Source organism: Actinokineospora lacus, from assembly GCF_053813445.1.
On the sequence record NZ_JBQERA010000007.1, the window covers coordinates 252,961 to 275,491 of the forward strand.

Annotated in this window: 16 protein-coding genes; 10 read left to right on the plus strand and 6 right to left on the minus strand. The window is 70.9% G+C overall.

The window, feature by feature from the left end:
* Window positions 1–14: 14 nt before the first annotated feature.
* Complete coding sequence (locus tag ACTG9Q_RS19630; protein ID WP_455574267.1) at window positions 15–1,193, minus strand: acyl-CoA dehydrogenase family protein; 1,179 nt, start codon at window positions 1,191–1,193, stop codon at window positions 15–17.
* Window positions 1,194–1,395: 202 nt separating this feature from the next.
* Between ACTG9Q_RS19630 and ACTG9Q_RS19635 the strand changes: the two genes are divergently transcribed.
* The 3 genes from ACTG9Q_RS19635 to ACTG9Q_RS19645 are packed head-to-tail and all read left to right on the plus strand — an operon-like array spanning window position 1,396 to window position 5,974.
* On the plus strand, window positions 1,396–2,961 hold the full coding sequence (locus ACTG9Q_RS19635; protein WP_455574268.1) for a 4-hydroxyphenylacetate 3-hydroxylase family protein: 1,566 nt from the start codon (window positions 1,396–1,398) through the stop codon (window positions 2,959–2,961).
* Between the two features lie 5 nt (window positions 2,962–2,966).
* Entirely contained in the window at window positions 2,967–4,634 is a 1,668-nt protein-coding gene (locus tag ACTG9Q_RS19640; RefSeq protein ID WP_455574269.1) for a thiamine pyrophosphate-binding protein, read from the plus strand.
* 20 nt (window positions 4,635–4,654) lie between these two features.
* Window positions 4,655–5,974: an extracellular solute-binding protein gene (locus tag ACTG9Q_RS19645; RefSeq protein ID WP_455574270.1), complete on the plus strand. Its 1,320-nt coding sequence runs from the start codon at window positions 4,655–4,657 to the stop codon at window positions 5,972–5,974.
* Window positions 5,975–6,125: 151 nt separating this feature from the next.
* On the opposite strand, the gene ACTG9Q_RS19650 is transcribed toward ACTG9Q_RS19645, so the two are convergent.
* From ACTG9Q_RS19650 to ACTG9Q_RS19665, 4 genes are all read right to left on the minus strand, one after another.
* Window positions 6,126–7,664 carry an FAD-binding protein gene (locus ACTG9Q_RS19650; RefSeq protein ID WP_455574271.1) on the minus strand — a complete coding sequence of 513 codons (1,539 nt, stop codon included), beginning with the start codon at window positions 7,662–7,664 and terminating at the stop codon, window positions 6,126–6,128.
* Between the two features lie 16 nt (window positions 7,665–7,680).
* Window positions 7,681–8,742 carry a DUF2855 family protein gene (locus ACTG9Q_RS19655; RefSeq protein WP_455574272.1) on the minus strand — a complete coding sequence of 354 codons (1,062 nt, stop codon included), beginning with the start codon at window positions 8,740–8,742 and terminating at the stop codon, window positions 7,681–7,683.
* Between the two features lie 14 nt (window positions 8,743–8,756).
* Window positions 8,757–10,301 carry a methyltransferase domain-containing protein gene (locus ACTG9Q_RS19660; RefSeq protein WP_455574273.1) on the minus strand — a complete coding sequence of 515 codons (1,545 nt, stop codon included), beginning with the start codon at window positions 10,299–10,301 and terminating at the stop codon, window positions 8,757–8,759.
* A gap of 167 nt (window positions 10,302–10,468) precedes the next feature.
* Complete coding sequence (locus ACTG9Q_RS19665) at window positions 10,469–11,908, minus strand: multicopper oxidase family protein (protein ID WP_455574274.1); 1,440 nt, start codon at window positions 11,906–11,908, stop codon at window positions 10,469–10,471.
* A 290-nt stretch (window positions 11,909–12,198) separates the two neighbouring features.
* On the opposite strand from ACTG9Q_RS19665, the gene ACTG9Q_RS19670 reads away from it, so the two are divergent.
* Together ACTG9Q_RS19670 and ACTG9Q_RS19675 are read left to right on the plus strand one after the other, a co-directional pair.
* On the plus strand, window positions 12,199–13,842 hold the full coding sequence (locus tag ACTG9Q_RS19670) for an MFS transporter (RefSeq protein ID WP_455574275.1): 1,644 nt from the start codon (window positions 12,199–12,201) through the stop codon (window positions 13,840–13,842).
* A 50-nt stretch (window positions 13,843–13,892) separates the two neighbouring features.
* Window positions 13,893–14,225, plus strand: coding sequence for a YciI family protein (locus ACTG9Q_RS19675; RefSeq protein WP_455574276.1), 333 nt, complete (start codon window positions 13,893–13,895; stop codon window positions 14,223–14,225).
* A gap of 251 nt (window positions 14,226–14,476) precedes the next feature.
* On the opposite strand, the gene ACTG9Q_RS19680 is transcribed toward ACTG9Q_RS19675, so the two are convergent.
* Window positions 14,477–15,286: a methyltransferase domain-containing protein gene (locus tag ACTG9Q_RS19680; RefSeq protein ID WP_455574277.1), complete on the minus strand. Its 810-nt coding sequence runs from the start codon at window positions 15,284–15,286 to the stop codon at window positions 14,477–14,479.
* Between the two features lie 407 nt (window positions 15,287–15,693).
* Here ACTG9Q_RS19680 and ACTG9Q_RS19685 point away from each other — a divergent pair, with 407 nt between their 5' ends.
* The 5 genes from ACTG9Q_RS19685 (at window position 15,694) to ACTG9Q_RS19705 (ending at window position 22,520) form a co-directional block, all read left to right on the plus strand.
* Window positions 15,694–17,004: an aminotransferase family protein gene (locus ACTG9Q_RS19685; protein ID WP_455574278.1), complete on the plus strand. Its 1,311-nt coding sequence runs from the start codon at window positions 15,694–15,696 to the stop codon at window positions 17,002–17,004.
* A 171-nt stretch (window positions 17,005–17,175) separates the two neighbouring features.
* Entirely contained in the window at window positions 17,176–18,747 is a 1,572-nt protein-coding gene (locus ACTG9Q_RS19690) for an MFS transporter (RefSeq protein ID WP_455574279.1), read from the plus strand.
* Window positions 18,748–18,937: 190 nt separating this feature from the next.
* A complete protein-coding gene (locus ACTG9Q_RS19695; RefSeq protein ID WP_455574280.1) occupies window positions 18,938–20,272 on the plus strand; it encodes an FAD-binding oxidoreductase in 1,335 nt (444 codons plus the stop codon).
* Window positions 20,273–20,541: 269 nt separating this feature from the next.
* Window positions 20,542–22,308, plus strand: a complete 1,767-nt coding sequence (locus ACTG9Q_RS19700) for an amino acid adenylation domain-containing protein (protein ID WP_455574281.1) — start codon at window positions 20,542–20,544, stop codon at window positions 22,306–22,308.
* A complete protein-coding gene (locus ACTG9Q_RS19705) occupies window positions 22,305–22,520 on the plus strand; it encodes an MbtH family protein (protein ID WP_455574282.1) in 216 nt (71 codons plus the stop codon). Before ACTG9Q_RS19700 ends, ACTG9Q_RS19705 begins: the two co-directional genes overlap by 4 nt.
* Window positions 22,521–22,531 lie beyond the last annotated feature (11 nt).

A 22,531-nucleotide genomic window follows, 5' to 3' on the forward strand; every position in this document is an offset into this window, starting at 1 on the left:
CCCTTTCCGAGGTGTCAGATGTAGAGGGTGTTCGGCTCGAGGCCGCACAGCACCCGGCCGTACAGCTCGGCGTTGGTGTTGGGGTGCATCAGGGCGTGCAGGTTGACCGCGGCGATGTCGCGGGTGATCCGCTGGATCGGCACGTCGGTGTAGATCGACGAGCCACCGCTGGCCGTGGCGAAGGTGTCCACCGCCTCCTTGGACAGCCGCACGACCGCCCCGAGGTCCGCGCGGGCGCGGGCGCGCTCCTCCAGCTTCCACTCCGTGCCGTCGAGGGTCTTGTCGTCGACCAGCGTGGAGAGCCGGTGGGCGTGGAACTCGGCCTGGTCCAGCTTCATCGTCGCCTCGGCCACCTGCAGGTGGGTCAGCGGCGCGTCGCGCTGGGACTCGTAGCCGGTGTAGGTGATCTTCCGGTTCGGCAGGCGGCGGTGGAAGGCGTCGCGGGCCGCGCGGCCCATGCCCACCACCGTGCCGACCGAGGACGCCGCGGCCACCGGGAGCAGCGGGGCGTTGTAGATCGGGGACTCGGCGTTGCCCTTGGACGCCGACTGGCCCTGCAGCACCGCGGGCAGCGGAACGACCCGCTGCGCCGGGATGAACAGGTCCTTGGCGACCGTCGAGACGCTGCCGGTGCCCTTGAGGCCGGAGGTGTACCAGTCGTCGACCACGAGCAGGTCCGACATCGGGACCAGCGCCATGATCGGGTACGGCTCGCCCTCCGGGGGCACGAAGATCGCGATGACCTCCTGCCAGTGCGCGTGGTGGGCGCCGCTGATGAACTGCCACTTGCCGTTGACCACCACACCGCCGTCGGCGGGGGCGGCCATCGCCGAGGGGCTCAGCGTGCCGCAGATGCGGGTGTTCGGGGTCGAGAACACCTCGTCCTGCACCTCGTCGGGGAACAGGCACGCCATCCAGCCCGGGATGGTGTACACCGACGCGACCCACGACGCCGATCCGTCGCCGCGGCCCAGTTCTGCGGCCACGTCCACCAGGGTCCTGGTGTCGGCCTCGAAACCCCCGTACCGCTTCGGTCGACGCAGCTTGAAGATCTCGGCGTCGGCCATCGCGTCGATCACGTCGTCGTGGAGCCGCCGGTTCTCCTCCGACCAGCTCGCGTGCTTCTGCAACAGCGGCGCCAGCTTGGCGGCGCGCTGGACGAGTTCCTCCCTGGAGGGAACTTCGGTCGTCATCGCCTATTCCTCCTACGCGCATAGATGCTCGTCAGGAACCGTCCCACTCCGTGAAGCGCCGCCGCACCTTTGATACTGCGCGTTTCCGTTTCAGCAAAAGGAAGTTCGCACGCAGGGAGACCCGTGACCCCGCCCGCCGATGCCAATATCGATCTCAACGCCAGGCGAGCGAGGACAGCGGACGAAAGAGGGATGGTTACCGGTGACCGAGCAACAAGACCAGTCGCGGCCCAAGACTCGCCCGCTGACCGGCGACGAGTATATCGAGAGCTTGCGCGACGACCGTGAGATCTACATCTTCGGCGAGCGCATCAAGGACGTCACCGCGCACCCGGCTTTCGCCAATTCGGTGCGGATGACGGCGCGGCTCTACGACGCGCTCCACGACCCGGCCAAGCAGAAGGTGCTGACGTGTCCCACGGACACCGGCAGCGACGGCTACACCCACAAGTTCTTCACCACCGCCCGCAGCGCCGAGGACCTGGTCGAGCACCAGCAGGCCATCGCGGAGTGGTCGCGGATGAGCTACGGCTGGATGGGCCGCAGCCCCGACTACAAGGCGGCGTTCCTGGGGACCCTGGGCGCCAACTCCGAGTTCTACGAGCCCTACGGTGCCAACGCGCAGCGCTGGTACAAGGAGTCCCAGGAGAAGGTGCTCTTCTGGAACCACGCGATCGTGCACCCGCCGGTGGACCGCAACCTGCCGCCGGACCAGGTCGCCGACGTGTTCGTGCACGTGGAGAAGGAGACCGACTCCGGGGTGATCGTCAGCGGCGCCAAGGTGGTCGCCACCGCGTCCGCGCTGACGCACTACAACTTCATCGCCCACTACGGACTGCCCATCAAGGACAAGCGCTTCGCCTTGGTGGCGACCGTGCCGATGGACGCGCCGGGCATGAAGCTGATCTGCCGCTCCTCCTACGCGGCCACCGCCGCGGTGATGGGCAGCCCGTTCGACTACCCGCTGTCCTCCAGGATGGATGAGAACGACACCATCCTGATCCTGGACAAGGTGCTCATCCCGTGGGAGAACATCTTCATCTACGGCAACATCGGCAAGGTCCAGCTGTTCACCGGCCAGTCCGGGTTCATCGAGCGGTTCACCTTCCACGGCTGCACCCGCCTCGCGGTCAAGCTGGAGTTCATCGCCGGGCTGCTGGCCAAGGCCCTGGAGATCACCGGCAGCAAGGACTTCCGCGGCGTGCAGGTCCGGCTCGGGGAGATCCTGGCCTGGCGAAACCTGTTCTGGGCACTGTCGGACGCCGCGGCGCGCAACCCGGTGCCGTGGAAGAACGGCGCCGTGCTGCCCAACCCGCAGTATGGTCTGGCGTACCGGTGGTTCATGCAGGTCGGCTACCCGCGCGTGCGGGAGATCATCATGCAGGACGTGGCCAGCGGCCTGATCTACCTCAACTCCAGCGCCGAGGACTTCAAGAACCCGGAGATCCGCGGGTACCTCGACAAGTACGTGCGCGGCTCGAACGGGGTCAGCGCGGTCGAGCGGGTCAAGGTCATGAAGCTGCTGTGGGACGCGGTCGGCACCGAGTTCGGCGGGCGCCACGAGCTCTACGAGCGCAACTACGCGGGCAACCACGAGAACACCAGGGCCGAGCTGCTGGCGTCGCAGACGATGAACGGCCAGGTGGACGCGTACAAGGCGTTCGTCGACGAGTGCCTGTCCGAGTACGACCTCGACGGCTGGACCGTGCCGGACCTGGACTCCTTCTCCGAGCTGCGCTCGCGCCGCAACAGCCTCCTCGACGGGTGAGCGGGATGCGGACTCTCGCCGCCGCCGTCGGCCGCGCGCTCGCCGACAGCGGTGTCCGCCACGCCTTCGGGGTGGTCGGCAACGGCAACATCTACGCGGTGGAGGCCCTGGTGGCCAACGGCGTGGAGTACGTCGCCGCCCGCCACGAGGGTGGGGCCATCACGATGGCCGACGCCTACCACCGGGCCACCGGCGAGGTCGCGGTGTGCACCACGACCTACGGGCCCGGCCTGACCAACGTGGCCACCGGCCTCGCCGAGGCGGCCAAGCACCGCAGCGGCGTGCTGGTGCTGTGCGGCGACCGGCCCGAGGGGACGCCGCCGCGGCCCACCGACATCGACCAGTCCGCGTTCGTGGAGACCCTCGGGGCGCACGCGGTCCGGGTCACCGACGCCTCCCAGGGTCGGGCGGCGGCGGTGGCGGCGCTGGAACTGGCCCGCGCGGGCCACGCCGTCGTGCTGTGCCTGCCCGACGACCTGCTGCTCGCCGCCGTGCCCGAGGACGGGGCCGTGGTGTCGGTGCCCGCCGCCGAGCCCGCGGGCGCCGGGGACGTCGACGCCCTCGTGGCCCTGCTCGCGCAGGCCCGCAAACCGCTGCTGCTCGGCGGTCTGGGGGCGTGGCGCAGCGGGGCGGGCCCGGCGATCGCCGAGCTGGCCGAGCGGGTCAGCGGCCTGCTGGCCACCTCGGTCATGGGGGACGGGCTGTTCGCGGGCAACCCGTGGTCGGTCGGGATCTGCGGCGGGTTCGCCACGCCGCGGGCCGCCGAGCTGATCCGCGAGGCCGACCTGGTGGTCGCCTTCGGGGCCAGCCTCAACCACTTCACCCTGCACGGCGGGGAACTGCCGCACCCGGACGCCACCCTGGTGCGGGTCGACCTGGCGGGCGCGCGCCCGTCGCCGCGGGTCGACATCGACATCACCGGCGACGCGGCGGCCACCGCGGCGGCGCTGCTGGAGCGGCTGCGCCCGTCGCCGAGCCGCTGGCGCGAGGAGGTCAGCCTCGCGGGCACCGCGTGGGCCGACATCCCGCACGACGAGCAGGGCACCGACGACCGGATCGACCCGCGCACGCTGGTCAAGGCGCTGGGCGAGCTGCTGCCCGCCGAGCGCACCCTGGTCACCGACGGCGGCCACTTCGTCGGCTGGCCGATCATGTACTGGCCGGTGCCCGACCCGGCGGCGCTGGTGTTCACCGGGGCGTCCTTCATGAGCATCGGGCTCGGCCTCGCGGGCGGGGTCGGCGCCGCGGCGGCGCGCCCGGACCGCACCGCCGTCATCGCCGTCGGCGACGGCGGCGCGCTGATGGGCCTGCCCGAGCTGGAGACGCTGGTGCGCACCGCCGAGTCGGCGCTGGTCGTGGTCTTCGACGACGCCGCCTACGGCTGGGAGGTCCACGTCTACGGCGACCAGACCAACGTGCTGGACACCATCGCCTTCGGGGACACCGACTTCGCGGGCGTGGCCCGCGCCCTGGGCGCCCGCGCGGCCACCGTCCGCACCGTCGACGACCTCGCCGCCGTCCGGGCGTGGCGCGACTCCGGGGCCCGCGGCACCCTCGTGCTCGACTGCAAGGTGGTCCCGCAGGTGGTCGCGGGCTACCTCGCCGACCTGCGCGCCCGCCTCCGCGCGGGCGCGGCGACCCGCCCCGCCCCCGGCCTGCCGCGCGCGGCGTGACGACTCGAAAGGAGCAGGGCATGACCGTCCTGGACGTCTGGCTCGCCGACCTCACGTTCCCTGACTACATGGCGCCCCTGCGGCGCATGGCCGCGGAGTTCCAGGCGCGCCACCCCGAGTACGAGGTCCGGGTGCGGGACAGCAACTTCCGGCGGATGCCGGAGGAGATCCACCAGGCCGCGCTGGCCGGCAGCAGGCCCGCGATCGCCGAGTACTACTACACCGCGACCCTGGCCGCCCGCGACGCCGTCGACGCCGAGGGCCTGCCGCTGTTCACCTCGGTCTCCGACGCGGTCGCGGGCCGCTCGGAGATCCTGGGCGAGCCGGTGGTCCTCGACGACATCATCGCCCCGCTGCGCGACTTCTACTCCCACGACGGCGACCTGATGTCGATGCCCACGGTGGGCACGACCAGCCTGCTCTACACCAACCGGACCCTGATGGACGCCGCGGGCGTGGAGCGCGTCCCGACCACGTGGGCCGAGCTGGAGGCCGCGTGCGAGGCGGTGGCCCGGATGCCGCAGGCCCCGCCGCACACGATCACGTGGGCCAACCACGGGATCTTCTTCCAGCAGGCCCTGGCGACGCAGGGCGCCCTGTTCGCCGAGCCGGACAACGGGCGCACCACCCGGCCGCGCACGCTCAACCTGGGCGGCAAGGAGATGGTGACCTGGGCGCAGTGGTGGCAGAAGCTGCACGCCGCCGGGCACTACCTGCACACCGGGAAGATCGCCGACTGGATGGGGACCTTCCAGGCGTTCGCCGCGCAGCAGGTGGCGTTCCGGTTCAGCTCGTGCACGGACGTGAAGTACACCGTGGCCGCGGCCGAGGCCGCCGGGTTCGAGCTGGAGGTCAGCAGGCTGCCGTACAACGACCTCGCGCCGTTCGGCGGGAACGCGATCGCGGGCACGTCGCTGTGGCTGGGCAACGGGCTCGACGACGCCACCCGGGAAGGGGCGCTGGCGTTCATGCAGTTCGTGAACAACCCGCGCAACGCCGCCGAGTGGCACAAGGTGAGCAGCTTCATCCCGGTGACCAACAGCGCGATGGACGTGCTGACGGCGGACGGGTGGTTCGAGAAGCACCCGTACCATCGCGTGGCGCCGGACCAGCTGGCGCTCGCCGACGGCTCGCTCGCGGCCCGGGGCCCGCTGCTGGGGGACTACGCCGGAATCCACGACGTGCTGACCGCGGCCATGGCCGACGTGCTGGAGAACGGGGCGGACCCGGCCGAGCGGTTCGCGGTGGCCAACGTGGACGCCGAGGCCAGGCTCTACGCCTACAACACCGACGTCCGCGGCATCGCAACCCGCGGGTCGAACTGCTTCAGCGTCGACTGACCAGCCGACGAGTGGCCCGCCGGGGTGATCCGGCGGGCCATTGTCGTGCCTGGAGCAGGAATCCGGGAGCAGGAATCCAGGGGCAGGAATCCGGGGGCAGGCACAAAAGAGCCGCCCACCCGTTCCCGGGTGGGCGGCTCGTTGTCCCGCGTCAGTCCTGCGGGAGTTCGATCGACAGGCTGTGGTGGAAGACGTTCAGCGGGTCATAGCGCTTCTTGACCTGCTGCAGCTTCGGGTAGTTGCCCTTGTAGTACAAAGTGGACCACGGCACGCCGGAGGTGTTCAGCTCCGGGTCCGCCAGGTCCTGGTCCGGGTAGTTGATGTAGGACCCGTCGTTGTACTCGTTGGGCACCGGGACCCCGCCGGTCTCGGCGTACATGTCGCGGTACAGCGCGCGCACCTGCCCGATGTTCGTCTCGTCGTCGGCCTCGCCCGCCCACCACGCCATGTACGCGGCCTTCATGATGGAGTCGCGCTGCGCGGTGGCCGTGTCGGCGGGGCGGACGGTGTTGACCTCGCCGCCGTAGCCGATCAGGATCAGCTCGGCCTTGCTCGGCTCCTCGCGGCCCAGGTGGTCCCAGGCCACGTCGATCTGCCGGTCGGTGTACCCGCGCCGCAGGTATGCCGCCTTGATCTTGATGCGCCGGACGTCGGGGCTGCCCTGGTCGCCCCAGCCCGGGAACGCCGCGAAGTACAGCCACGGCTTCACCGTCTGCATCCGCATCACCGGCTCGACCCCGACGCCCTCGTTCACCGCGTCGAAGTACCCGTCCAGCAGGGCTTCGGCGCCGGGGACGGCGTCGTCGACCATCCCGCCGATGATCAGGATTCCGCCGGAGCGGTGGGTGGAGTAGAAGAACGCCGAGTGCGCCGCGTGCGGGGAGTCCGGGGAGCTGTTGCGCTCGAACCAGTCACCCACGTTGCGCAGCAGGCGCTTGAAGCCCGCCTCGGTCATCGACTCCCACGACCAGGCCACCATCCCGTTGCGCCACTGCGCGGGCGCGGTGGGCAGCAGGTCCTGGGGCTCGGTCGAGGTCACCCCGGGCGAGCGGACCCAGTACCGGGTCACGATGCCGAAGTTGCCCCCGCCGCCGCCGGTGTGGGCCCACCACAGGTCGCGGTTCGGGTCGTCGGTCTCGTTGGTGGCGATGACCGCCCGCGCGGTCCCGTCGGCGTCGACGACGACGACCTCGACGGCGCACAGGTAGTCCACCACCGCGCCGAGGCGCCGGGAGAGCGGCCCGTAGCCGCCGCCCGCGAAGTGCCCGCCGACCCCGACCTCCGGGCACTCCCCGCCCGGTACCGTCACGTTCCAGCCCTTGAACAGCGTCCGGTAGACGTGCCCCAGGGTCGCGCCGGGCTCGATGGCGAAGGCCAGGCGCTCGGCGTCGAAGTAGACCCTGGTCATCTCCGACATGTCGAGCAGGACGCCGCTGTCCGCGGTGGCGAAGTCCTCGAACCCGTGGCCGCCGCTGCGCACGGTGATCCGCTCGCCCGCGGCCACGGCCGCGCCGACGGTGGCCACGACCTGCTCGGTGGTGGTGACCACGCGGACGTAGTCCGGCCGGGCGACGAAGCGGTGGTTGGTGCCGCGGATGAGGCTGTCGTAGCGGGGGTCGGCCGAGGTGATGGTGGCGGGCCCGAACTCCGGAACGGCCCCGGCCGGGACTCGGTGCTCTGTCTCGGTCACTTGCCTATGCCTTTCATCAGGGAGTGAACACGTGGCAGGCGCCGGGGTCCTGCTCGCCCGCGGCCAGCGCGGCGAAGACCCGGGCCACGGACTCGGGACCGCTCAGGCGCTCCAGCGCGCACCAGCCCGGCACGGACTCGATGAACCGCTGCTCGGCCTCGTGGTAGCGCGCGAAGTAGGCGTCCTCGCCCTCGGCCGCGATCGTCGCGCCCTCGACGGCCGGGGTGAAGAAGATCTTCGGCGTCGGGCCGGGCAGCTCCGGGGGCACCACGACGGCGTCGGGGTGGGTGTAGCCGACCAGCGCGGTGTGCGCGAGCTGCCCGCCGAAGCGCTCGTGCACCGCGGCGAGGGTGGCCACCTGGCCGGTGAAGTCCACGAACACCGTCGGGCCGGGCAGCGACAGCGACCCGATCTCGGCGTAGGTCGCCACCGAGCCGTACACCCCGCGCGAGCGCACGAAGTCGACGTTGCCCGGCGAGGTCAGGCCGACCGTGGTCAGGCCCGACTCCCGGTGCAGCAGGTCGGCCATGCCCAGCGCCGTCTTGCTCGACGCGCTGCTGACCAGCACCGACTTGACGCCCGCGCGGGCGTGCTCGGCCAGGAACGCCGCGAGGTTGTACGAGGCCGGGAACAGCGGGCGCAGCACGGCCCGGAAGTCGTCGAGCACGTCGGTCTCCCCGACCCGCTGGTACGTGCGGTACCAGGGGTGCAGGAAGGCCCGCTCCGGCGCGGGGTCGACGAACCCGCGCGCCACCGGGTCGACGTCGACCACGTGCCCGGTGGCCATCGGCAGGTAGCCGAAGAACCGGCTGCCCTCGGCCACCTCGGGGTGCCGGGACTCGACCACCCTGGCGAAGGCCCACACCGGCACCCGGCCGTAGCCCTCGGGGCCGGGGAAGACGTTCCAGAACGGCAGCAGCGAGTCACCCAGCCGGGCGTAGGTGACGTTGATCTGGGTCAGCGCGAACCGCTCGGTGGCCAGGCGCACCTGGCCATCGCCGAGCGCGGCGCCGGGTTCGGCGACGATCTCGCTGACCGCGAGGTCGTCCTTCTTGACCAGAACTTCCCACGAGTCCACTTCAGACACTCCCGTCAGGCGCGCTCTGCGGTCAGGAAGACGAAGGTGCCCGGGCTCCACCGGTGCTTCACGGTCAGCCCCGCCTCGGCCAGCCACGCCTCGATGTCGGCCGGGTCGAACATGTCCATGCCGTCCTCGCTGTTGGGGAAGCGGTGGGACTTCTGGAAGTGGCTGTAGAGCGCGTCGTCGCCCCAGCGGAAGGTCAGCAGGGTGAACGTGCCGCCGGGGCGCAGGCACCGGCCCACCTCGGCGATGGCCGCGCGCGCGTCCGGCATGGCCTGCAGGGCGTTCCAGCACAGCACCGCGCCGAGGGTCCCGTCGGCGAAGGGCAGGTCCATCGCGCTCGCCTGCAGGGCGGGCACGTCGGGCAGCGCGCTGCGCAGCACCGCGAGCATCGGCAGGCTCACGTCCAGCGCGATCAGCCGCTCGCTGCCGACGACCTTGTCCAGCACCGACGTCCACCGGCCCGCGCCCGCGGCCAGGTCGAGCACCGGGCCGTCGACGGGGAAGACGTGCTCGGCGATGTAGTCGTCCTCGTCGGTCGGGGCCACCTGCCCGCCCCAGTTGGAGCCCATCGCCCGCAGGAACGCCGGGCGCAGCACCGTCTCGTAGTACAGGCCCATGCTGGGCATCGCGGCCAGCTTCTCCAGCAGGGCGGCGGTGTCGTCCTTGGCCTCGGTGGCGGGCGCCGCCGCCCCGGGCATCAGGTTGAGGATGCCGTTGGCCGCGGTGTGCGCGGTCGCGCACGCCGGGCAGCGCGCGCCGTCGTCGGTCAGCTCCAGCCCGCCGTGGCAGGCGGGGCAGCGCAGCAGGGCGGCGTGGCGGGCGAACAGGGCGGCGGTGTCCGCCCCGTCGGAGCGCAGCGACTCCACCGGCGGCACGGGCGGGGTGACGATCGGCGCGGGCACGCCGTTGCAGACCGCCCAGTACGCCTTGGCCCCGGCGTGGCCCATGATCGTGCGGGTGTCGTTCTCCCAGTTGCGCAGGAACTGCTCGTCGGTCAGCGCCCCGATCCAGGACTGGTCGAAGGCCTTCTCGCTCTCGTCGAGCGACCACACCGACGGCGACGGCCACACCCGGCCCAGGTCCGGGGCAGTGCGGTCGGGCGGGGTGAGGATGCGGCGCATCCTGGTGATGTCGTCGTCGTGCAGGCCCAGCCCGTCGGCGACGGGCAGCACGCGCTCGCGGTCGCCGGGGAAGTGCGCCAGCAGGTACACCAGCGCCAGCGTCAGCGGGTCGCCGTCGCGGCTGGCGGCCAGCAGCTCCAGGTAGCGGTCCAGGCCCTCGCGCACGGCGGTGGCCACCGGGCCGTCGGTGGCCGGGAACTCCGCCTCGGCCAGCACACCGAGCAGCACGGCGAGGTAGCCCGCGCGGCGGTCGTCGACGATGTCCAGTGTGGACACCAGCAGCGGCACGGCGGGCAGGGCCGCCTCGGTGAGCGCTCCCCTGTCCCACAGGGCGGCGACCAGGCGCCGGAACCGCTCGTCGAGCTGCTCGGGGCCGCTGCCCGCGAACGCGTCGACGAGATCGGCGACGGTGGAATGGGTGGGCACACTCATCTGCTCGTCCCTTCGCGAATCCGGCGGGGAATACTCGTCCCCGGAGGATCGTCACACCGGTGGGCAATCCTTGTCATACGCCCGCGTGCGGGAATTGCGCACGCCCCCGGACACGACGCGGAGGGCCGGACCCTCACAGGTCCGGCCCTCCGCGATCGGGTGTCTTCTTACGGAACGATTTCCAATTGCGCCATCATGCCGATGGCGGAGTGCTCCAGGAAGTGGCAGTGGTAGACGTAGCGGCCCAGGAAATCACCGTTGAAGGTCGCCTGCACCCGGACGGATTCCCCGGGCGGGACCAGCACGGTGTCCTTGCGGCCGCGGTCGTCGGGCAGCGGCGCGTTGCCGTTGCGGTCGAGCACCTGGAACTGCACGAGGTGCATGTGGAAATTGTGGATGAAGCCGAACTCGCCGTCGGCGTTGGTGACGTTCCAGACCTCGGAGTGGCCCCTGCGCACGGTGAAGTCGACCCGGTTGGCGTCGAACACCTTGCCGTTGACCACGCCGTCGGGGATCTCGCCGCCGCCGGAGAAGTCGGTGCCCAGCGTCACCTCGCGCACCACGTTCGGCGTGGGCAGCGCGGGCAGCGGGCGCAGGACGTCGGGGATGCGGGAGTCGTCGTAGGCGCGGGTGACCACGTCGAAGCGCAGCACCGGGCCGCTGGCGTCCTGCAGGACGAGCTGGTGGCCCACCGGGAACCGGGAGAAGTCGATGACGATGTCGACCCGCTCGCCGGAGCTGATGGCCAGCTCGGTGCGGCGCACGGGGGCCGAGAGCAGCCCGCCGTCCGAGCCGACCTGGACCATCGGGTAGCCGCCGAGGCTGAGCCGGAAGACCCGCTCGGTGGCGCTGTTGAGCAGCCGGAAGCGGTACTTGCGGGCCGCGACCGGGAAGTACGGGGCGACCTTGCCGTTGGCCAGGATCGTGTCGCGGTCGGCGGGGTTGCCGCCGAAGACGAGGTTGCCCGCGGCGTCGAAGAGGGCGTCGCGCAGCATGATCGGCACGTCGTACTGGCCCGAGGGCAGCCGCAGGGACGCCTCGACCGGGTCGTTGACCAGGTAGAAGCCGTGCAGGCCGCGGTAGACGTGCTCGGCCTCGTTGTGGTGGGAGTGGTCGTGGTACCAGAGCGTGGCGCCCTGCTGGGTGTTCGGGTACCGGTACTCCCGGATTCCCGTCGGGTCGATGACGTCCATCGGGTGCCCGTCGCTGCTGGCCGGGACGTGCCCGCCGTGCAGGTGGACGTTGGCCACGCGGTCCAGGCTGTTGCGGTAGGTCACCCGCACCGGCCTGCCGGTGGTGGCCCGGATGGTCGGGCCGACGAAGCTGCCGTCATAGCTGTAGATCGGCGTCTGCACGCCGGGCAGCAGCTCGGCGGTGGTGGGGCGGATGCCCAGCTGGTAGACGTCCACGCCGCCGCTGGTCGAGATCGGCCGGGCGGTGTTCGGCACCGGCATCCGGACGGCGAACTGGCGGACGGAGTGCTTGACCGGGTCGCCCACACCGGGCGTGGCCGCGCCCTTGCCGAGGCCGCTCAGGTACGGCAGGGCGCCCGCGCCCGCCGCGGCCGTCCCGACCCCCAAGGCCAGCATTTGTCGTCTGTTCAGCATCTGCTCCCCAATCGCACAGTGGCGGCCACCGACCCCCGGACCGCTGTCACTCTTTTGCGGATTACCGCGAGCAAAAGGCTGTCACCGATCACTCGGGGGTGGCGTCTCCGATGTTGCTCACTCGATTGAGTGACGAGAAAGGTGAGTTATAGTCGAATTGCCTTCCCCGGCCCGGGGCGGGCGCTCCACCATGGCCGTTAGGCCGTCTGGCCCAAGGTGCGCACTCTGGAAGATGCGCTGTTCTCGTCGCGGGGACTTGAATATGGTTTCGGCCCCGAAGTGACGAGAGGATGAGTAAAGTGACTGCTGACGCCCCACCCAGGGCAGGGCGGCGGGAGTGGATAGGGCTGGCAGTATTGGCCTTGACCGCCATGCTCGTGTCCGTAGACGTCTTTGTCCTGCTACTGGCCTTACCGCACCTGACTGCGGATTTGGGCGCGAGCAGCATCGAGCAGCTCTGGATCATGGATATCTACGGATTCCTGGTCGGCGGCTTCTTGATCACGATGGGCAGCCTCGGTGACCGGATCGGGCGGCGCAAGCTGCTGCTGATCGGCGCCGCGGCATTCGGTGCGGCGTCCATCCTCGCCGCCTACTCCACCACCCCCGAAATGCTGATCGTGGCGCGCGCGCTGCTGGGCATCGCGGGCGCGACGCTGGCCCCCTGTACCTTGGCGCTGATCAGCAACATGTTCCGCGACCCCAAGCAGATGGGCGCGGCGATCGGCATCTGGTCGGCCTTCTTCACCGTCGGCGCGATCGTGGGTCCGGTCATCGGCGGGTTCCTGCTGAACTACTTCTGGTGGGGCTCGGTCTTCCTGGTCGGCGTGCCGGTGATGGTGCTGGTGCTCGTCCTCGGCCCGATCCTCATGCCGGAGTACAAGAACCCCGACGCGGGCAAGCTCGACCTGCTCAGCGTGGTGATCTCGCTGGTGGCCATCCTGCCGCTGATCTACGGCATCAAGGAGCTGGCCAAGCACGGGTTCTCCGTGCTGCCGGTCGTCGCCATCGTGGTGGGCATCGTGAGCGGCGTGCTGTTCGTGCGCAGGCAGAAGGCGCTGACCGACCCGTTGCTCGACATCTCGCTGTTCCGCAACAGCGAGCTGAGCGTCGGCCTGGTCATGCTGGTCTCCTACTCCACGCTGACCGCCGGTGTCATGATGCTGGCCACCCAGCACTTCCAGATCGTCGACGGCCTGTCCACAGTGGAAGCGGGTCTGGCGCTGCTGCCCGGCCTCGTCCTCGCCACGATCAGCACGGCGGGATCGCCGCACCTGGCGCGCTGGATTCGTCCCGCGCACATCCTGACCGCCGGACTGGCCATCGTCGTCGTCGGCCTGGTGATCATCGCCACCTACGACGGCACCTCCGGGGCCACCCCGCTGATCATCGGCTTCTCGATCTGGTGCCTGGGCGGTGGTCCGCTGATGTCACTGGGCATCGGCCAGATCATCGGCGCGGCGCCGCCGGAGAAGGCGGGCGCGGCCTCGGCGCTGCCGCAGATCGGCAACGAGCTGGGCTCGTCGGTCGGCTTCGGTGTCCTCGGCAGCATCGCCGCTGTCGTCTACACCAGCCATGTCAGCTCGAACCTGCCCGCGGGCCTGCCGCCCGAGGCGGGGACCGCCGCGGCGGAGACCGCGGCGGGCGCCCAGGTCGTCGCCGAGGGCCAGCCGGACGCGGTCGGGTCAGCGCTGCTGGACGTGGCCGCCTCGGGTGTGACCAGCGGCCTCAACCTCGCGGCGTGGATCAGCGCCGGGGTGCTGACCGCGGTCGCCGTCCTGGTGTTCATCAAGTTCAAGCACATCCCGCCGTTCGGCAGCGACGCGGGCTCGGGGGACTCCACCGACGCCGAGGCCGCCACCGCCGATCACCCCGATGACGCCGACGCCGAAGCCCGGCGGAAGCCCGTCACGGAACCGGTCGCGGGCGCCTGAACGGCGCCGCTCGACCACTGAAGTATCCACAGGTTAAGGAGATCACCACAATGCCGCAGTTCGCGATCCTCATCTACGAGCGGGAGACCCCCAACGGCATGGCGGACATGCCCCCGGAGGTGATGGAGGCGCACGGTAACGTCGAGGGCCTGGTGAAGGAGTCCGGCGGCTCTGTCGTCGCGGGCTTCGCCACCGAGCAGACCAAGCTCGCCCGCTCCATCCGCGGCGAGGACGTCACCACCGGCGCGTTCCACGCCGACAACAAGCAGCACCTCTCCGGCTTCTTCGTCGTCGAGGCCCGTGACATCGACCACGCCGTCGAGATCGGCAAGTTCGTGCCGATCATGGACGGCGGGGTCGAGGTCCGTCCGCTGCTGGGCTGACCGACCTTCCCGGTAAGGCAATACCGGGGCCGAGCGAATGACGCGCACTGTCTGCTTCAGACAGTGCGCGTCTTCGTGTGCTGAGGTCGTGGCCGCAGTGCGGCGCGGCAGTGCGGCGCGGCAGTGCGGCGCGGCAGTGCGGCGCGGCCCAGGCGCGAGGCGCGAGACGACCACGCGACGCGAACAACACCGGCGGGAAAGCGGATGCTGGTCGCGTCGCGTGGTCGTTCCGGGTGGGTCAGGCCGGTGGGTCAGGCCGGGCGCCGGACGACGGCCAGGACCATGGACAGCCGGACCGGGTTGGTCATCACGCCCATGATCTCCTCGGCGGGCGTGCCGAAGCGCTCGATCAGCTCGTCGTACTTCTCCTTGGCCAGCGCCGCCATCCGGTCGTGGGTCCGCATGGTGTGGTCGCCGATGTCGGTGACCTCGACGAGCTCCAGCGGCGAGTCGATCAGCAGCGACCGGTAGCCGTCGAGGTCCAGGACCTCCGAGAGGGCCATGTTCTCCAGGTCGGTGCGCTCGTCGCTGGACAGCTCGCCGCGGCGCAGCAGGTCGGTGATGACGAAGGTGCCGCCCGGCTTCAGCACGCGGGCGACCTCGCGCAGGGCCGCCGCGCGGTCCATGTGCAGCAGCGACTCGATGGCCCACGCCGCGTCGAAGGAGGCGTCGGGGTAGGGCATGGCGTGCGCGTCGGCCTCGTCGAAGGTCACCGACTCGCTCATGCCGCGCTCGTCGGTGATGCGCTTCGCCTGGGCGATCTCCGCCGGGTTGACCGACACGCCGACGGCCGTGGCGCCCGTGGCCTTGGCCAGCTTCAGCGTCGGGACGCCGATCCCGCAGCCGATGTCCAGGACGCGGTCGTCGGAGGTCAGGGCGAGCTTGGCGATGAGCAGGTCGGTCATCCGCTCGGTGGCGGTTAAGTCGCTGCTGTCGTCGGCCTCGGAGGTCCAGTAGCCGACGTGGAAGTTCTCGCCCCAGATCGCGATGAGGACCTGGGTCACGATGTCGTAGAAATCGGACACATCGTTCGTCTGGGGCAGCGTGCTGTCCGTCGTCATGTCGTCTCCGCCAAAAGTGAGAGGTGCGATATCTTCGCGGGAAAGTGACTGGCGCACGCCTTTCTTTTCGCTGGCGCGCTATTTTGACCGTTTCCGGCCAATCGCGGGCGTCGACCGCTGGTGGCCATGCTGGCAGCGGCGATGGTTCCCGATGTCTTCCAGCGTGCGCAATCTGCTGGCCTGTGCGGGGCGTATCCGCACCGTATCGGCACAGTGACGCCTTTATCCTAACGTGCTCAGCTTGCGCGATCGGGGTGGATCGGAACTGGGCCTGCTGTTAGTTTTCAGGCGTTCCTCACGTTTTTGGTCCTTGTCCCCCGCGAATGGCCCACCTGGTAGAGGCGTACGGCCCAAACATTTCCGGTGGGGGGAAGCCTTTTCAGTCGCGTCCGGAGGAGAGATTCGCCATGACCGCCCACAGTGGACCCTGGCCAGCCGACATGTCCGCCTTCTGCTTCGAGATGCCGCACTCGGCGGACTCCATCCTCTTCGAGTCGGGCAAGGGGGTGCGGCTCTTCGACGAGCAGGGTCGGGGCTACTTGGACGCGCTGTCCGGGGTTTTCGTCACCTGCTTCGGCTACGACTGCGAGCCGATCACCAGCGCCATGACCGAGCAGTTGGGGCGCATGGCCTTCAACCCCCCGCTGCACGGCACCAACCGCAACGCGCTGCGGCTCGCCGAGGCACTGGTCGAGCTGGCGCCGGAGGGCATCACCTCGGTCAAGTTCACCAGCGGCGGCTCCGAGGCCGTCGAGGCCGCCGCCCGGATGGCCCGCTTCTTCCACCGCTTCAGCGGGAACCCGGGCAAGGTCAAGATCCTCAGCAACTACGACGGCTACCACGGCTCCACCTTCGGCGCGCTGTCGATCACCGGGCACCCGGTCTCGGGCATGTTCGGCCCCGGCCTGCCCGGCATCGTGCACGTCTGGCCGCCGGAGTTCTTCGAGTCCACCCAGAACCTGTCCAAAGAAGACGCCTGTGAGCTGGCCGCGGCCACTGTGGAGCGGACCATCCTCGCCGAGGGCCCCGACTCCGTCGCCGCGCTCATCGTGGAGCCGCTGAGCTACCTGCGCGCGATGGCCGTGCCGACCGCGGCGTACTTCGCCCGGCTGCGCGAGATCTGCGACCGGCACAACGTGCTGCTGGTCTTCGACGAGATCGTCACCGGCTTCGGCCGCACCGGGGCCAACTTCGCCGCGCAGACCTTCGGCACCACCCCGGACCTGATCTGCGTCGGCAAGGGCATCTCCGGCGGGTACGCCCCGCTGGCCGCGGTGCTGGTCGGCGAGCGCGTCGCGGGGCTGCTGGGCGGGCCGAAGGGCCCCAAGGCGTTCGGACCGTCCCACACGTACTCGGCCAACCCGCTGACCTCCGCGGCCGGGCTGGCCGCGGTCAACCACTTCCGCGACGGCCGCTTCCTCGACGTCATCGCCGCGCTCGACGCGACGCTGCGCCCGCGGATCACCGCCCTGGTCGGCGACCGGGGCACGATGCACGGCGCGGGCCTGCTCTACGGGATCAAGCTGAAGGACCCCGAGGGCATCGGCACGGGCACCGCGGTCGCGCTGGCCTGCCTGCGGCGCGGTCTCATCATCCGCGGCGACGACGACTACATCGTCATCGCCCCGCCGTTCGTCACCACCGAGGCCGACGTGCAGGAGATCTGCCTGACCCTCGGCGACGCCCTCGACGAGGTGTGCGGGCCGGTCTCCGCGTAACCGGGTCTCGCGGGACCGGCCGGACCGAGGCCGGACCCGCGCCGGGCGCCTTTCGCGCACACCCAGCCGAAAACGGTGAACCACCGATAAAAGCCGGTTTTCCGGCACAGAGAAACAAGGCGCCTTCTCGGCCGCGCGAGAGCGGGTCGGACGGCGGCGAGGAGGATTGGGATGACAGCTGGGAGCGTGGTCGGGGCCTTACCGCGGGCCGGACGACGGGAATGGCTGGGGTTGGCCTTGCTCTGCTTGGCCTCCCTGGTCGTCGCGGTGGATGTCTTCGTGCTGTTGCTCGCCCTGCCGCACGTGAGCGCGGACCTGGGCGCCGACAGCGTTGAACAACTGTGGATCATGGACATCCACGGCTTCTTCCTCGGTGGTTTCCTCATCACCATGGGCGGCCTCGGCGACCGGATCGGGCGCAGGCGGCTGCTCATGATCGGCGCGGCGGCGTTCGCCGTCGCCGCGGTGCTCTCCGCCTTCGCCACCAGCCCGGAAATGCTGATCGGGGCCCGCGCGCTGCTGGGCATCGCCGGGGCCACCCTCGGCCCGTCGGCGGTCGCGCTCATCAGCACGATGTTCCCCGACCCCCGGCAGATGGGCCTGGCCATCGGCATCTGGACGGGCACCTTCACCGTCGGGGCGATCATCGGGCCGCTGGTCGGCGGGGCGATGCTGGAGACGTTCTGGTGGGGCTCGGTGTTCCTGCTCGCCGTGCCGCCGATGCTGCTGCTGCTCCTGCTGGGCCGCACGCTGCTGCCGGAGAGCGAGCACCGCAGGAGCACGCCGCTGGACCTGGTGAGCGTGGCGCTGTCGCTGGCGGCGATCCTGCCGTTCGTCTACGGCGTCAAGGAGATCGCCAAGTTCGGCTGGCAGGCCGTGCCGCTGGCCGCGATGGCCGTCGGAATCGCCGTCGGCGTGGCGTTCGTGGCCCGGCAGCGGACCATCACCGAGCCGCTGCTGGACCTCAAGCTGTTCCGCAACCCGGACTTCGGCATCGGCCTGGTCAGCATGCTGTTCATCAGCGTGTTCACCGCGGCGACCATGATGCTGATGACGCAGAGCTTCCAGATGGTGCAGGGGCTCACGCCGTTCGTCGCGGGCCTGGCACTGCTGCCGGGCATGGCCATCAGCACGTTGAGCGCCATCGGCTCGCAGCTGCTGGCCCGCCGCTACGGGCCCGGCTACCTCATCGCGGGCGGCCTGGCCATCGTGGTCGTCGGCCTGCTGATGGTGACCCAGGTCGAGGCCGACTCCAGCCCCGCGCTGCTGATCGCGGGCTTCGCGGTCTGGTGCCTCGGCGGCGGTCCGCTGCTGTCGCTGGGCGTCAACCTGATCGTGGGGGCCGCCCCCGTGGAGAAGGTGGGCACCGCGGCGGCGATGCCGCAGATCAGCAACGAGCTCGGCTCGGCGATGGGCTTCGCCATCCTGGGCAGCGTGGGCGCCACGGTCTACCGCTCCAGCGTCGAGGTCGGGCCCGACGTGCCCGCCGAGGCCGCCGCGGTGGCCGGGGAGAGCCTGCCCGGCGCGCTGACGGTGGCCGGGTCGCTGCCCGCCGAGACGGCGGGGCCGCTGATGGAGTCCGCCCGCGAGGCGTTCACCAGCGGGATGCACACCGTCGCTTACATCAGCGCGGTGGTCATGGCCGGTGTGGCGGTCCTGGTGCTGACCAAGCTGCGCCACGTCCGCCCGCTCGGGCAGCAGAGCAAGGCCGGGTCGGACAAGGCGCCGCTGTCCTCGGTGTGATCTTGACCGCGGAAAGCGCCGCCGGACCCCAGGTCCGGCGGCGCTTTTTGCCGCGCACGGCCGTTTTCGCTCTCCGCGCGTGCTCACTTCCCGCGCCGCGGTTGTTGCGGGGTCGCGCGCACTGGTAGACAGCAAGCGGGTCCGCGAGTGGGGAAGCCGGGCCGATTCCACAGAGCCAGAAGGGGCTGTCATGAGCCTGGCCGACATTGACGCACTGCGGCGCGACTTCACCGGCGAGGTGATCCTGCCCGGCGACGAGGGTTACGAGCAGGCGCGCAAGACCTACGCCGCCGTCGGGAGCCCGGCGGTCGTCCTGCGGCCCGCCGGGGTCGACGACGTCATCACCGCCGTCCGCTTCGGCGCCGCGTCCGGCCGCACCGTCTCGGTGCGCAGCGGCGGGCACCACATGGCCGGTTTCGGCACCAACACCGACGGTGTCGTCATCGACCTGTCCAAGCTGGACAAGGTCGAACTGGCCGGGGACCGGGTCGTCCGCGTGGGCCCCGGCGCCACCTGGGGCGAGGTGGCCAAGTTCCTGCAGGACCACGGCCTGGCGATCTCCTCGGGCGACACCAAGTCCGTCGGCGTCGGCGGGCTGACCCTCGGCGGCGGCATCGGCTGGCTGGTCCGCCAGGTCGGCTCCGCGGTCGACCAGCTGCTGGCCGCCACCGTCGTCACCGCCGACGGCGCGGTGCACCGCGCCAGCGCCACGGAGAACCCGGACCTGTTCTGGGCCCTGCGCGGCGGCGGCGGCAACGTCGGCGTCGTCACGCTGCTGGAGTTCTCCGCGGTCGAGCTCGGCCGGGTGCACGCGGGCGCCATCGACTACGGCCTCGACGAGCTGGGCCAGGTGCTGCGCGGCTGGCGCGAGCACATGCGCACCGCGCCGGAGCAGCTCAACAGCTCGGTGACCATCATGCCGTCCTTCGGCCCGGACTTCCCGGCGATGGCCCAGGTCCTGGTCTGCTACGCGGGCGCCGACGCCGAGGCGGCCGAGGCCGCCATCGCGCCGCTGCGGTCGCTGGGCACGGCGCTGCGCGAGGACGTCCAGGAGAAGGACTACTTCGACGTGCTGGACGACCCGCAGTCGCCCGAGGGCGTCCGCTCGGTGGTCAAGAGCCTGTTCGCCGACGACTTCGGTGACGCCCTCATCGACGCGATCGTGGCCGCCTTCGGCACCGAGAACCCCCCGGTGCTCCAGGTCCGCGCCCTGGGCGGCGCGTTGGCGCGGGTGCCGTCGGACGCGACCGCCATGGCCCACCGCGACGCCGAGGTCATGATGTTCTCCGGCACCTTCGTCGCCCCCGACGCCAGCCAGGCCGATGTCGACGCCGCGCTGGGCACCTGGCGCACGCTGGCCGCGCACGGCACGGGCCAGTACGCCAACTTCCTCAGCGACGTGACCGAGCAGGACGTCGCGCTGCTGTACCCGAGCGAGACCCACGCCCGCCTCGCGCGGATCAAGAAGACCTACGACCCGGCGAACCTGTTCGACCAGAACGCCAACGTCAAACCCGCTTCCTGAGCATTCGTCCACTGTGGGCCCTTTCCCGATGGGGAAGGGCCCACAGTCGTTTTTCGGTGGCGACATGAGATGGTCATACGCGACATGTGTGAGTTTCACTCACCGCGGCTGACCTGGGCACTTCCGCCGATCGTCTGTCCACACTGGACGGCATAGCCGGAGATGCGACCGGCACCCCACGGGTGTGACGATCAATGTCGACGCAGGTTTTCCGGCGACGCGAGCCGCTGGACCGCGGGCCTACGCCGCCGCACGGATAGGAGTACGTCATGGATTTCCCGTCCATTCAGGGGTGCTTCGCCACCCAGGTGAGTCGGGTGCCGGACGCGGTGGCCGTCTCCGCCGGCGGGGTGGAGGTGACCTACCGTGAACTCGACGAGCGGGCCAACCGCCTGGCCAACCGGCTCGTCGACCTCGGTGTCGGTCCCGAGATCCCGGTCGCGCTGCTGCTGGAGCGCTCCGTCGAGCTGATCGTCTCCGTCCTGGCCGTGCTCAAGGCGGGCGGCTTCTACCTGCCCCTGCACGACGCCTACCCGGCCGACCGCAAGCAGTGGATCGTCGACAACGCCAGCCCGCCCACCGGCATGGTCCTGCTGACCGACTCGGCGAACCAGGCCGCGGGGCTGCCCAGGACCACCAACGTCATCGTGGTCAACCGCGACGACCTCTCCGGGCAGCCGAGCACCGACCCGAGCGGGCCCACCAGCGCCGACCAGGCCGCGTACCTGATGTACACCTCCGGCACCACCGGCCACCCCAAGGGCGTGGTGGTCACCCACCGCGGCGTGCTCGGGCTGGTCAACGACTCCTGCTGGGCCAGCGGCTGGCACGACCGGCTCCTGCTGCTCGCCCCGCACGCGTTCAGCGTCTCGACCTACGAGCTGTGGGTGCCGCTGCTGCGCGGCGGGCGCATCGTGCTCGCCCCGCCCGGCGACCTGGACGTGTCCACGCTGCGCAGGCTCATCACCGCGGAGAAGATCACCGGCCTGCACCTGACCGCCGGGCTGTTCCGGATCGTCGCCGAGGAGGCGCCGGACTGCTTCGCCGGGGTGCGCGAGGTGCTCACCGGCGGCGACGTCGTCGCGCCCGGCGCGGTCAAGCGGGTCACCGACGCCTGCCCCGGCACCGTGGTCCGCGCGATGTACGGCGCCACGGAGGTCTCGCTGTTCGCCGCGAACACCCCGATGCGCAACCCGTACGACACCGCCGCGGGCGTCCCGGTCGGGCTGCCCATGGAGGGCATCCGCGCCTACGTGCTCGACCCGGCCATGACCCCGGCCCCCGAGGGCGAGCCGGGCGAGCTGTACCTGGCCGGGCGCAGGCTCGCCCGCGGCTACTTCGGCCGCACCGACCTGACCGCCGAGCGCTTCGTCGCCGACCCGTTCACCGGGGCGGGGGAGCGCATGTACCGCACCGGCGACCTGGTGCGCCGCGGTGACGGCGGGACGCTGGAGTTCGTCGGCCGCGCGGGCGACCTGGTCAAGATCCGCGGGTTCCGGGTCGAGCTGGGCGAGATCGACTCGGTGGTCTCGCGCTTCCCCGGGCTGGCCCACGTGGCCGTCGTGGCCCGCGAGGACGAGCCCGGCGACACCCGCCTGGCCGCCTACGTCGTGCCCGCGGGCGGCGCCGAGGTCGACCTGGGCGCCCTGCGCGCGCACACCCGCGGGCTGCTGCCGGAGTACATGGTGCCCCAGTTCGTCGTGCTCGACGCGCTCCCGCTGACCCCCAACGGGAAGCTCGACCGCAAGGCCCTGCCCGCCCCGGCCGTGGAGTCCGAGTCGGACTACCGCGCGCCGAGCACCGCGCGCCTGGCCGTGCTGTGCTCGCTGTTCGCCGAGGTGCTCGGCGTGGAGCGGGTGGGTGTGGACGACAGCTTCTTCGACCTCGACGGCCAGTCGCTGCTGGGCATGCAGCTCATCAGCCGCATCCAGGCTGTGCTGGGCGTCGAGCTGACCATCGCCGACCTGTTCAACGCGCCCACGGCCGCGGCGCTCGACGAGCTGGTCGGGCCGCAGAGCGAGGAGAACGTGCGATGACGAACCCGTTCGACGTCCCGGAGGCCAGCTTCCAGGTGCTGGTCAACGCCGAAGGCCAGCACTCGCTGTGGCCGGTGTTCGCCGCCGTGCCCGCGGGCTGGGTGGTCGCGTTCGGACCGGCGGCGCGCGAGACGTGCCTTGAGCACGTGCGCACGCACTGGACCGACCTGCGCCCGCTGAGCCTGACCACCCAACTCGACGCCGCCGCCTAGGAAGGGTGCGC